General features: G+C 73.2%; 9 protein-coding genes. 6 read left to right on the top strand and 3 right to left on the bottom strand.

What is annotated here, in order from left to right; all coding sequences use genetic code 11:
• Positions 1–182: 182 nt before the first annotated feature.
• The 3 genes from ACIPW5_RS02135 to ACIPW5_RS02125 are packed head-to-tail and all read left to right on the top strand — an operon-like array spanning position 183 to position 3,387.
• Positions 183–1,064 carry an alkaline phosphatase family protein gene (locus ACIPW5_RS02135; RefSeq protein WP_401239060.1) on the top strand — a complete coding sequence of 294 codons (882 nt, stop codon included), beginning with the start codon at positions 183–185 and terminating at the stop codon, positions 1,062–1,064.
• Between the two features lie 2 nt (positions 1,065–1,066).
• Positions 1,067–2,338: an MFS transporter gene (locus ACIPW5_RS02130; protein WP_401239057.1), complete on the top strand. Its 1,272-nt coding sequence runs from the start codon at positions 1,067–1,069 to the stop codon at positions 2,336–2,338.
• A 23-nt stretch (positions 2,339–2,361) separates the two neighbouring features.
• A complete protein-coding gene (locus tag ACIPW5_RS02125) occupies positions 2,362–3,387 on the top strand; it encodes a TolB family protein (RefSeq protein ID WP_401239054.1) in 1,026 nt (341 codons plus the stop codon).
• 63 nt (positions 3,388–3,450) lie between these two features.
• Here the strand turns inward: ACIPW5_RS02125 and ACIPW5_RS02120 are convergent, their stop codons facing one another.
• Complete coding sequence (locus ACIPW5_RS02120; RefSeq protein WP_401239052.1) at positions 3,451–4,137, bottom strand: GNAT family N-acetyltransferase; 687 nt, start codon at positions 4,135–4,137, stop codon at positions 3,451–3,453.
• 781 nt (positions 4,138–4,918) lie between these two features.
• On the opposite strand from ACIPW5_RS02120, the gene ACIPW5_RS02115 reads away from it, so the two are divergent.
• The 3 genes from ACIPW5_RS02115 to ACIPW5_RS02105 all read left to right on the top strand — a co-directional run bounded on the left by ACIPW5_RS02115 (position 4,919) and on the right by ACIPW5_RS02105 (position 7,991).
• A complete protein-coding gene (locus tag ACIPW5_RS02115; RefSeq protein WP_401239050.1) occupies positions 4,919–5,767 on the top strand; it encodes an alpha/beta fold hydrolase in 849 nt (282 codons plus the stop codon).
• Between the two features lie 12 nt (positions 5,768–5,779).
• Positions 5,780–6,466, top strand: a complete 687-nt coding sequence (locus tag ACIPW5_RS02110; RefSeq protein ID WP_401239047.1) for a (2Fe-2S)-binding protein — start codon at positions 5,780–5,782, stop codon at positions 6,464–6,466.
• Between the two features lie 76 nt (positions 6,467–6,542).
• Positions 6,543–7,991 carry an alpha/beta hydrolase family protein gene (locus tag ACIPW5_RS02105; RefSeq protein ID WP_401239044.1) on the top strand — a complete coding sequence of 483 codons (1,449 nt, stop codon included), beginning with the start codon at positions 6,543–6,545 and terminating at the stop codon, positions 7,989–7,991.
• On the opposite strand, the gene ACIPW5_RS02100 is transcribed toward ACIPW5_RS02105, so the two are convergent.
• Both ACIPW5_RS02100 and ACIPW5_RS02095 read right to left on the bottom strand, forming a co-directional pair.
• Positions 7,988–9,757 (bottom strand): S8 family serine peptidase, encoded by a 1,770-nt coding sequence (locus tag ACIPW5_RS02100; RefSeq protein ID WP_401240065.1) that lies wholly within the window; start codon positions 9,755–9,757, stop codon positions 7,988–7,990. The two genes, ACIPW5_RS02105 and ACIPW5_RS02100, sit on opposite strands and share 4 nt — an antisense overlap.
• 291 nt (positions 9,758–10,048) lie before the next feature.
• The gene (locus ACIPW5_RS02095) at positions 10,049–11,434 is read right to left on the bottom strand and encodes a cation:dicarboxylate symporter family transporter (RefSeq protein ID WP_401239042.1); all 1,386 of its coding nucleotides are present in this window, start codon (positions 11,432–11,434) and stop codon (positions 10,049–10,051) included.
• Positions 11,435–11,475: the final 41 nt, after the last annotated feature.

The following is an 11,475-nucleotide window of genomic DNA, read 5'->3' as shown; positions in this document are numbered from 1 at the left end:
TTACTTCTCTTGGGATTCCGTGGACGAGGTCATTACCCGTCACCCACGGTGCCCCCGGTGTTCCCTTCCCGTTATCCAAGCATCCCTGGCCCATGCACATGCCGGTGGGTATGGTGCGTCCGCGCCGCCGCCCCTGATCCCCGCACCTTCCCCACGCCCGGAGGTATGTCCCCGTGTTTGGCATGACCATTTCACGGCCTCGCCGCAAGACCGCGCTCGCCGCCGCCTTCGGCGCCACCGTCGCCGGAGCCGGCCTGTGGGCCGGCCTCGCCGCCGCCCAGCCCGCGCACGCGGCCGGCCTGCCCGCCCCCGACCACACCGTCGTCGTGGTCTTCGAGAACCACGCCTACAACCAGGTCATCGGGAGCTCCAGCGCCCCCTACATCAACTCCCTCAAGGCCGGGGGTGCCAACCTCACCAGCTCCTACGGCATCACCCACCCCAGCCAGCCCAACTACCTCCAGCTGTTCTCCGGCTCGAACCAGGGCGTCACCGGCGACAGCTGCTACACCCCCGGCTTCAGCTCCGCCCCCAACCTCGCCTCCGAGCTGATGGCGGCCGGCAAGAGCTGGGCCAGCTACAACGAGGGCCTCCCGAGCCAGGGCTCCACCACCTGCTCCAGCGGCAAGTACGCCCGCAAGCACAACCCCTGGTTCGCCTTCTCCAACGTGCCGACCAGCACGGCCAAGACGATGGCCCAGTTCCCCACCGACTTCACCACCCTGCCCAAGGTGTCCTTCGTCGTCCCCGACCTGTGCAACGACATGCACGACTGCTCCGTCGGCACCGGCGACACCTGGCTCAAGAACAAGCTCAAGGCCTACGCGGACTGGGCCAAGACCCACAACAGCCTGCTCGTCGTCACCTTCGACGAGGACAACCGGCTCGCCGGCAACAAGATCCCGACCGTGCTCTACGGTCAGCCCGTCACCCCCGGCTCCACCTCCACCACCACCTACAACCACTACGACGTGCTGCGCACCCTGGAGGGCCTGGCCGGGCTGACCACCCACGCCGGGAACGCCGCCACCGCCAAGGACATCACGGGGATCTGGGCCTCCTGACCATGTACGTCGCGGACAGTCGCGGTACCCCCGCGCCCGCCGTGTCCCCCGAGCCACCGGCCGCCGCCCCGGGTACCAGCCCGGGGCGGCGCGCCGCCCTCGCCCCCACGGTGCTCGCCCTCGGCACGGTCTCCCTGATCACCGACGTCTCCTCCGAGATGGTCACGGCCGTGCTCCCGCTCTACCTCGTCGCCGGCCTCGGGCTCAGCCCCCTCGGCTTCGGCCTGCTCGACGGCCTCTACAACGGCGTCAGCGCCCTGGTCCGGCTCACCGGGGGCCACCTCGGCGACCGCTTCGGCCGCCACAAGGCCCTCGCCGGGCTCGGCTACGGCCTCTCCGCCCTGTGCAAGCCGCTGCTGCTGCTCGCCCACACCCTGCCCGCCATCGGCGCCGTCCTCGCCCTCGACCGCACCGGCAAGGGACTGCGCACCGCCCCCCGCGACGCGCTGATCTCCCTGGCCGCCGACCCCGCCGAACGCGGCCGGGCCTTCGGAGTCCACCGCGCCATGGACACCGCAGGAGCACTGATCGGGCCGGTCCTCGCCTTCCTGATCCTGCGCGGCGCCGCCGAGGGCTACGACGCCGTCTTCACCGTCAGCGCCTGCGTGGCCGCACTCGGCGTCCTGGTGCTGGTGCTCTTCGTGCCCGGCCGCCGCGCCGCCCCCGCGGCGGACGCCGCCCCGGTCTCCCTGCGCGGCGCCTTCGGCCTGCTGCGCGGCCGCGACCTGCGCAGGACCGGCCTCTGCGCCCTCCTGCTGGGCCTGTGCACCGTCAGCGACGCCTTCGTCTTCCTGCTGCTGCAACGGGCCGCCGGGATCGCCGACCGCTGGTTCGCGCTCCTCCCGCTCGGCACCGCCGCCGCCTTCTTCCTGCTGGCCCTGCCGCTGGGCCGGCTCGCCGACCGGGCCGGCCGCCGCACCGTCTTCCTCGGCGGCCACCTCGCGCTGCTCGCCGCGTACGTCCTGCTCCTCACCGGCGCGCACCACCCGGCCCTGCCGTACGCGGTCCTGCTGCTGCACGGCGGCTTCTACGCGGCCACCGACGGCGTGCTCATGGCCGAGGCCGCCGGAGCCGTCCCCGAGGAACACCGCGGCAGCGGGCTCGCCCTCGTCCAGACCGGCCAGGCCCTCGCCCGGTTCGCCGCCTCCCTCGGCTTCGGCGCCGCCTGGACCCTCTGGGGCGCCCGGCCCGCCCTCGCCGCGGCCGCCGTCCTGCTCGCCGCGGCCCTCACGGCCTGCCTGTGGCTGCGGCCCGCCGCCGCCCCACGGGCCTGATCCCCCTTCCCCGAAAGGCCCCCATGACCCTCCACCGCCGGATCCTGATCCTGGCCACCGCCGTCGTCCTGCTCGCCGGAGTCGGGGTGTTCGCCGTCCTGCGGGCCTCCTCGCGCGCCGCGGAGAAGGACCAGGCGCGTGCCGGCGGGCCGCAGGTCACCCGGGGCGAGGTCTCGCTGGCCCCGGGCGGCGGCAGCCGGATGGTCTTCCGGAACATGGCCTGGGGCCCGCACCGTGACGAGCTCGCCACCGTCCCGGCCGACGCACCCGGGGGTCCCCGTACCGCCTCCGGCGTCAGCTGCCTGCGCTTCCACGCCGCGGCCGGCACGGGGATCTGCCTCCAGGCCGACCGGGGCGGGGTGCAGGAGAGCTACCGGGCCGTCGTCCTCGACGCCGGCCTCGGGGAGGTGTCGGCGCACCCGCTCGCCGGGATCCCCACCCGCGCCCGGGTCTCGCCCGGCGGACACCTCGCCGCATGGACCGTCTTCGTCGGCGGGGATTCCTACGCCGGCACGGACTTCTCCACCCGCACCTCGCTGCTCGACCTGCGCACGGGGAGGCTCGACGCCTCCCTGGAGGACTTCACGGTCCTGAAGGACGGCAAGGAGTACCGCAACGCCGACGTGAACTTCTGGGGGGTGACCTTCACCGCCGACGAGAAGGCCTTCTACGCGACCCTCGCCACCGGCGGCAGGACCTACCTGGTCCGCGGCGACCTGGCCGCGCGCACGGTCACCACGCTCCGGGAGAACCTGGAGTGCCCCTCGCTGTCCCCCGACGGGACGCGGCTGGTGTTCAAGAAGCGGGTGCCCGGCCTGCCCGCCGAGGCGCCGTGGCGGCTCCACGTGCTGGACCTGGCCTCGATGCGGGAGACGCCGCTCGCCGAGGAGCGCAGCGTGGACGACCAGGTGGTGTGGCGTGACGACCGGACCCTCGTCTACTCCCTGCCGGGCGACTTCGGAGCCGATCTGTACACCCTGCCCGCCGACGGGAGCGGGGCCCCGGCCCGGCTGGCGGACTCGGCCCTCGCCCCGGCCTTCCTCGGCTGAGGCACCGGGGAGGGACGGGGGCGGGGGCCGTGGCGACGGCCGGGCCGGGGCGCAGCAGGACCGTTACGCCGGAATCAGCGTCCGGCGCCTGCGGCGGCGCGGGGCCGCGCTGGAGAGCCGCAGCTCGATGATCGAGCGGACGGTGGGCCACTCCTCGTCGAGGACGGAGTAGAAGGCCGTGCTGCGCACCGCCCCGTCCAGCCCCCGCGAATGGGCCCGGCGGACCCCTTCGCAGGTGAAGCCGAGACGTTCCATCGCGGCCCGTGAGCGGCCGTTGCGGGCGTCGGCCCGCAGTGAGATCCGCCGCACGCCCCAGGTCTCGAAGGCGTGGCGCAGCATGAGCAGCTTCGCCTCGGTGTTGATGCCGGTGCCCTGGGCGCCCGGGGACAGCCAGGTGTTCCCGATCTCGGCGGCATCGGGGATGGCGGTCGCCGGATCACCGAAGGGGACCCCGGGGACGGCGGGCCACACCAGCGGACCCTGCCAGTAGTCGAGTTCCAGGAACCGGGTCGAACCGACCACCCGGCCGTCAGTGGCTCTGACGACGGCGAACGCAAGCGATCGACCCGCTGCCTGATCGGAGAGGGCGCGGTCGATGTACTCGTGGGACGCCTGCAACCCGTGCGGTACGGGAGTGAAGGCGTAAGTCGTACGATCCTCGGCCCCGGCCACGGCCAGGGCCTCGGTGTGGTGGGGGGCGAGGGGCTCGAGCCGCACGGAGCGGCCGGCGAGGAGTACGGGTACGGGCACGGAGCCTTCGGTCCTTCTGGGCGGTGGGGTGGTTGCACAGTGTGCGCTCCTGACGTCACCCCCCGCGCAAAACGCGAGTGAAAGGCAACGGGCTGTCAGGTGAACGCGAGTGGCTCAATGTAGCTCCTTAAAGTCCTCTCATGAACCCCCAATTTGGCAATGGCGCGGCATCGTTTTCCGATGGCTCCGGTCGGCGGGCCGCGGAGGTCGTTCCGCCGGTCGGCGGATGCCCGTCCGACCGGTCGGTCCCGGGGTTCCCGGCGCCGCCGCGGGCTGCGGCCGGCGGCCGATTCATGGCCTCTGACCTGCGATGATTCGAGTGGCCCGCGCTGAGTGGGGAACGTGACCCGCAGGCGGACCCGGCGGCCGGGGCGGCCGTTCCGGGCCGCCGCCCGGAAATCGAACGAATGGTCGTCGGAGGAGTTTCCAAAGGCGGGCGGCCCGCGCTCGGGTCCCGGTTGCGCCACCCGGGTCCGGCGGGTGCCGCGCGGAGGGCGTGAGCCGCTGTTCCGGAGGGGTCGAAGGGGTCATTGACACGATGCTGGCGCCCCGCCCCGTCCCGGGCCAGCCGGAGGCCGCCGCCCGGGTCACTCGCCGTGACCTTCGCCCTCGATGTCGCCTCCCGTCCTGGACGCCGTTCCGTCTTGGACGCGGTTCCGGCTCGGAAGCGGTTCCGCCCTCGACGCGGTTCCGCCTTCGACGCGGTTCCGCCTTCGACGCGGTTCCGCCTTCGACGAAATGCCCTTACCGAGCCCGGCCCGGCGGGGCTAGCTTGGCCGCCATGCGCGAAGTGATCTTGGACAGTGGTCGGACGCTGGCGGTCGAGGAGTGGGGGGTGCCGGACGGGACACCGGTGCTCTACCTGCACGGCAGCCCGATGAGCCGACTGGCCCGCCACCCCGACGACTCCCTGTTCCGCGAGCTCGGCGTCCGGCTGGTCACCTACGACCGGCCCGGATTCGGATGCTCCACCCCGCAGGAGGGGCGCCGGGTCGTCGACGCGGCCGCCGACGTGGCTGCCGTCGCCGACGCGCTCGGCCTGGACCGCTTCGCGGTGTTCGGGGTGTCCGGGGGCGGCCCGCACGCCCTGGCGGCCGCCGCCGCGCTCCCCGGCCGGGTCACCCGGGTGGGATCCCTGGCCGCCCTCGCGCCGCGGGACGCGGCCGGGCTGGAGTGGACCGCCGGCATGAACGAGGGGAACCGCCGCAGCGCGGCCGCCGCCCTCACCGGGCGGGCCGCCGTCATGGAGCACCTCGCGAACGTCGGCACGGCCGGCCTGCCGCCGCTGCCGGCGGTCGAACAGGAGGTCCTCTCCCGCCCGGACGTCAGCGCCATGCTGGGCGCCGCCTTCGCCGAGGCGGTCCGTCCGGGGCTGGACGGCTGGGTGGACGACGTCGTGGCGCTGTTCGGCACCGGGTGGGGCTTCGACCCGGCGGCCGTCACGGTGCCGGTGCGGCTCTGGCACGGCGGCCTGGACACCCTCGTCCCGCCGGCCCACGGCGAGTGGCTGGCCGCGCGCATCCCCGGCGCGGCCCTGCGGCTGCAGGCCGACGCCGGGCACGGCGGCCACTTCGACGCCACCCCCGCGATGCTCGGCTGGCTCGCCGGCCGCGCCGACGGACCCGCCTGAGATCATCCGGGGATGGACATGGACCGCGTACTGCGCCGGCTGGCCGCCGTCGGGCCCTTCTTCTCCGTCCCCGGCGGAGCCGAACCGCCCGCGCCGGGCTTCCGGCCGCTCACGGAGCTCTCCGGGGAGCGGCTGGGCGCCTACGTCGCGGAGGTGGGCCGCCGGACCCGCAGCGGACCGGGGCGGGTCGCGGCCTCCACCGCCCAGTTCGGGATCGCCTCCCGGCTCTGGTCGGTGGGCCTCGGCTGCGCCGCCCTGTCCGGGCGGCTGCCCGACCTGGACCCCGGCCGGGTGTGGTGGCGGCTGCCCGCCGCGGGCTCGCTGGAGCTCTGGCTGCCCGAACCGGACGCGGACCTGCCCGCCGGGGCCCTCGGGGAGAGCGTCCTCGGCGCCCTGGGCCCGCTGGAGGCCGCCCTGCGCGAGCACCACGGGGTCTCCGCGAAGGTGCTGCGCGGCAACGCGGCCTCCGGGCTGGTCGGCGCCCTGCGCGTGCTCCTCGACCGGGTCCCGGACGCGGAGGGCGCCGCGGCGGTGGAGCTGGCGGGGAGCCTCCTCGCCGACGACGGGCCGCTGGCGGGCACCGGCTCCTTCGTCCACGAACCGGGCCTGGGCGTGGCCTTCGTACGGCGGAGCTGCTGCCTGTACTACCGGGTGCCCGGCGGCGGACTCTGCGGGGACTGCGTGCTGCGCACCCGGTAGCCCGCCGTCGCCCGTTCGGAGCAGTGCCGGGGCCGCGGGCGGGCGGACTGCCGGGACTCCTCCTAGCGTCCTGGTCATGGACGCTCGTACTCCGCGCCACCCCTCCGGGGTCTCCCGCCGCGCGGCGCTCACCGGCCTCGCCGCGGGATCCATAGCCGCCGGCGCCGGTGCACTGCCCTTCACCGGCGCCGCCGCGCACGCCGCGGCCGGGCCCGCCGCCGCGCCCGCCGCCGCGGCCGTCCCCGACCCCGCCCCCGGGGCGATGAAGCTCTTCGCCGACCCGGGCTTCGAGTTCGCCGGGCTCCTCGCGCTCGGCGCGGCGGGCATGCGGGCTTCCGAGGTGGGGGAGGTGCTGACCATCGTCAACGCGATCAACGCGGCCGGCCTGTCCGAGCAGACCTTCACCGACACCTTCCGCTCCTGGGGCGACAAGCTCTCCGCGCCTCCGCCCGGCGCCCCCGCGGGCCGGGAGGTCCCCGGGCAGACCCGCCGGTTCCGCTCGCTGCGCGCCGCGCAGTACTACAGCCAGGCCCTGTTCTACGTCCTGGGCACGGACCGGCCCGGCGACGAGAAGGCCCTCTACCTCTCCGCGCGCGGGGCCTGGGACGCCTTCGCCCGGCTCTGCTCCCCGGCCGCGGTCACCGCGCAGGTCCCGTACGCCGGGACGCACTTGCCGGTGTGGTTCTTCCGCCCCGAAGGGCCGGTCCGGCCGCGCCCCACCGTGATCCTCACCAACGGCAGCGACGGGCAGAACACCGACATGTGGACCTACGGGGTGTCCGCCGCCCTCGACCGGGGCTGGAACGCCCTCGTCTACGACGGCCCCGGCCAGGGGCAGTTGCTGTTCGTCGAGGAGATCCCCTTCACCACCGCATGGGAGAAGGTGGTGGCACCGCTCGTCGACTGGCTCCGGGCGCGCGAGGACGTCGACGGGAACCGGATCGCGCTCACCGGGATCAGCATGGGGGGCAACCTCGTCGCCCGCGCCGCCGCCTTCGAGCAGCGGCTGGCCGCGGTGGTCTGCCAGCCGGGCTGCCTGAGCCCCTGGCTGGGCTTCGACAAGGAGCTGCGCGACCTCGTCACGCCGGACAAGGCGCAGACCAACAAGGTCTGGAACGAGGAGGTGGTCCCTCGGCTGACCCCGCAGCTGCGCTTCACCGTCTCCAAGCGCCTGGAGATCTTCGACCGGCAGGCGCTGCGCCAGGCCCGCGAGGGCAAGGTGCCCACCGACCTCTGGACGCCCGCGCAGGTGGCCATCGGCATGGACGTCACGAAGCTCGTGCCGCGCATCAAGGCGCCGGTGCTGGTCCTGGACTACGACTTCGAGCAGTTCTACCCGGGCCAGCCGCAGGAGATGTACGACCTGCTGCGGGCCCGCCGCGCGTACCTGAAAATGACGCAGGCCACCGGGGCGCAGTTGCACTGCTCCCCGATGGCCCCGCAGCAGCACTGCGACGTGGTCTTCGACTGGCTTGCGGACGTGTTGGGTCCGGGCCCTTCCCGAGGACCGCTCGACCGTTCCTAGAAGGTCAGGTTCCAGGAGTCGATCTTGCCGGTGTCGCCGCCGGCGTTGTCGTTCACACGGAGCTTCCAGGTGCCGTTCGCGACCTCGGAGGAGGCGTTGACGGTGTAGGTCTGGTTGATGTTGTCCGTGCTGCCGCCGGCCCGGTTGTGGACCGTGTAGACGGTGCCGTCGGGGGCGACCAGGTCGACCTTCAGGTCACCGATGTAGGTGTGCGCGATGTTCACGCCGACCTTGAGGGTGGCCGGGGCGTTGCCGGTCACGCCGGAGACGGTGATCGGGCTCTCCACCGTGGTGTTGTCGCCGATGGCGAAGTCGGCAGTGTTCTCGAAGTACTTGCCGGCCGGGGGAGTGGAGCCGCCGACCGCCTTCAGCGCGTCGACCTGGCCCTCGCCGAAGAAGGCGTTGTTGGCCGCGGTGCCGGTGCAGCGGCTGTCCGACGGGCAGGCGATGTCGTTGGCCTGGGTGGCCAGCCGGTCGCGGATCTGCGCCGGGGTGAGGGACGGGTTGGCGCTCACCATCAGCGCGGCGACGCCCGTGACGTGCGGGCTGGCCATCGACGTACCGCTCTTGGAGCCGTACTTGCCGCCCGGGAGGGTGGAGTAGACGTCCTGGCCGGGGGCCGCGACGTCGATGATGCCCTGGCCGAAGTTGGAGAACGAGGCCTTGGTGGTGCCGGTGCCGTTCGCCGCGACCGTGACCACGCCCGGGAGCTCGGTCGGGATGTCGACGCACGCGTTGGTGATGGTGCGGGTGACCGGGGTCGAGTCGTTGGGGCTCGCCGTGTCGGTCGTCTTGTGGGCCAGGTCGTAGTTCTCGTTGCCCGCCGCGGCGACCTGGAGCGAGCCCTTGCCCTCCGCGTACTGCTGGGCGCGGTTGACGCCCTCGATGATGGCGGCCTGGTCGAGGTTGTCCGGGCAGTTGAACTGCCACGGGTCGGTGTAGTAGCTGTTGTTGGTGACCTTGAAGCCGTGGTCACCGGCCCACACGAACCCGCAGATGGTGTTCTCGGCGAAGAAGAGCGAGCTGTTCGGCTCCGCGATGCGGACCGAGGAGATCTTCACGCCCGGGGCCACGCCGACGACGCCCTTGCCGTTCTTGGAGGCCGCCACCGTGCCGGCGACGTGCGTGCCGTGGTCGCCGACGTCCCGCCAGGAGCCGGCGCGCGTGTCGGCCTTGCCGTAGGCGCAGGAGACCGAGTCGGCGGCGTTGAAGTTGGGCGCGATGTCCTGGTGCTGGTCGTCGACACCGGTGTCGAGGATGCCGACCTTGACCGAGGAGGAACCGGCGTTGACGGCCCAGGCCTGGTCCGCCTTGATCTGGCTCATGTCGGCGCGGACCGGCTCGCCGGCCGGGGTCGTCGACTGGGCCGGGTTGGCGGGCAGCGCCGGGTTGTAGGCGTCGGCCGGGACGTCCGAGGTGCGGGTGGCGCCGACCTTCTGGACCCCGCTGACCCCGCGCATCGTCGTGGCGAAGGAGGCGGAGGAGGAGTGGGCGACGACGACGCCGATCGCGTCGTAGTACGAGAAGACCGTGCCGCCGTTGGCGGTGACGGCCGAGCGCACCGCCGAGCTGTCACCGGGAGCGGTGATCACGAGGTAGGCGCGGGTGCCGGCGGCCCAGGTCGCACTCTGGGAAGCCGGGGCCGCAGCCTTGGGGGCCGCCGCCGGGGCGGAGGCCGGGGAGCCGGAGGGACCGACGGGAGCGGTGCCGGCGAGCGCGGCGGGGGCTCCGAAGGTGAGGGCGGCGCCGAGAGCGGCCGCCAGCACCATCGCACGTCGAGGTCGGCTGGATATGTGGGGTATCAATGCGTCCTCCGAAGACGGCCCGGTGGTGCTGGTGGCACCTACCGGGCCGTACGAAACGAGTGGTGGACGCAAGATGTCAGACGCGCGGCCCCGGAGGGAAGTACCTTTTAGCGCAGCAGAGTTCAAGATCACATGGCTGAAAATGGCGGTTCGGGGACGTTTGTTGACATGTGACGCGGTCACCGGCCGGGCTGGGCACCGTGGGGGCGAGCCCTGCCCGGCCGGATCCCGCGGGTGTGCGGGCCCGGAGGCTCAGGCCGGCACACCGTCCTTGGGGCCCGCCGCCGGGCCGGGGACGGCCGTCCCGGCGGCCGGGGCGGACTCGACGGGGGCACCAGGCGTCGTGTGGCCGTCGTCCACCAGCGTGGCCTCGTCGAAGGGCAGCCGTCCGGCGAGGACTTCGGCGGCCCGCTCGCGGTCGAACTCCTTCGTCCACGTCCCGATCAGGACGGTGGCCACCGCGTTGCCGGCGAAGTTCGTCAGGGCCCGCGCCTCGCTCATGAAGCGGTCGATGCCGACGATCAGGCCCACCCCGTCGACCAGTTCGGGCCGGTGCGACTGGAGGCCGCCCGCCAGGGTGGCCAGGCCCGCCCCGGTGACCCCGGCCGCACCCTTGGAGGCCACGATCATGAAGAGCAGCAGCGAGACCTGCTCGCCCAGGGCCAGCGGCTTGCCCATCGCCTCCGCGACGAACAGGGAGGACATGGTCAGGTAGATGGCGGTCCCGTCCAGGTTGAACGAGTAGCCCGTCGGCACGGTGATGCCGGTGACCGGCCGGGAGACGCCGAGGTGCTCCATCTTCGCGATCAGCCGCGGCAGGGCCGACTCGGAGGAGGAGGTCGACAGGATCAGCAGGAACTCCCGGCCCAGGTAGCGCAGCAGCGAGAAGACGCTGACGCCCGTGCAGACCCGCAGCAGGGTGCCCAGCACCACGAAGACGAAGAGCAGGCAGGTCGTGTAGAAGCCGATCATGATGACGGCGAGGGACTTCAGCGCGTCGATCCCGGTCGCCCCGACCACGGCCGCGATCGCGCCGAAGGCGCCGACGGGCGCCGCCCACATGATCATCGCCAGCACCCGGAACACCAGCTTCTGCACGTGCCCGACCCCGCGCAGCACCGGCTCGCCCGCCGGTCCCATCGCCTGGAGCGCGAACCCGCACAGCAGCGCCACCAGCAGGGTCTGCAGCACCTCGCCCCCGGTGAAGGCGGAGACCAGGGTGGTCGGGATGATCCCCAGCAGGAACTCCTGGGTGCTCTCCGCCCCGCCCGCCTTGGCCTGCGCCTCGCCGGCCCGCGCCGCGGCCTCGGTCAGGTGCAGTCCGCTGCCCGGCTCCAGCAGGTTCCCCACCAGCAGTCCGATGGCCAGCGCCACCGTGGACATCACCATGAAGTACCCGAGGGCCAGACCGCCCACGGCGCCCACCTTGGCGGCCTTGCGGACCGAGCCGATCCCCAGCACGATCGTGCAGAAGATCACGGGCGAGATCATCATCTTGATGAGGTTCACGAAGCCGGTGCCGAGCGGCTTGAGCTCGACGGCCACGCCGGGCGCGGCGAAGCCGACGGCGATGCCGAGCAGCACCGCGGCGATCACCGCGATGTAGAGGTAGTGGGTTCTGTCGCGTCTGCCGGCCATGCCGCGCCTCCTGGGTGGTGAAGTCGTTCCGGGAGACCATC

It is taken from the genome of Streptomyces sp. NPDC090077, assembly GCF_044747545.1.
Lineage (GTDB): Bacteria > Actinomycetota > Actinomycetes > Streptomycetales > Streptomycetaceae > Streptomyces.
Note: the sequence above shows the minus strand (reverse complement) of the source record. Positions and strands in the feature narration are given on the sequence as shown.

Excerpts from the sequence above, each read along its gene's own strand:
- ACIPW5_RS02125 (WP_401239054.1), top strand. The coding sequence starts at position 2,362 with ATGACCCTCCACCGCCGGATCCTGATCCTGGCCACCGCCGTCGTCCTG.
- ACIPW5_RS02110 (WP_401239047.1), top strand. The coding sequence starts at position 5,780 with ATGGACATGGACCGCGTACTGCGCCGGCTGGCCGCCGTCGGGCCCTTC.
- ACIPW5_RS02130 (WP_401239057.1), top strand. The coding sequence starts at position 1,067 with ATGTACGTCGCGGACAGTCGCGGTACCCCCGCGCCCGCCGTGTCCCCC.
- ACIPW5_RS02095 (WP_401239042.1), bottom strand. The coding sequence starts at position 11,434 with ATGGCCGGCAGACGCGACAGAACCCACTACCTCTACATCGCGGTGATC.
- ACIPW5_RS02135 (WP_401239060.1), top strand. The coding sequence starts at position 183 with ATGACCATTTCACGGCCTCGCCGCAAGACCGCGCTCGCCGCCGCCTTC.
- ACIPW5_RS02115 (WP_401239050.1), top strand. The coding sequence starts at position 4,919 with ATGCGCGAAGTGATCTTGGACAGTGGTCGGACGCTGGCGGTCGAGGAG.
- ACIPW5_RS02105 (WP_401239044.1), top strand. The coding sequence starts at position 6,543 with ATGGACGCTCGTACTCCGCGCCACCCCTCCGGGGTCTCCCGCCGCGCG.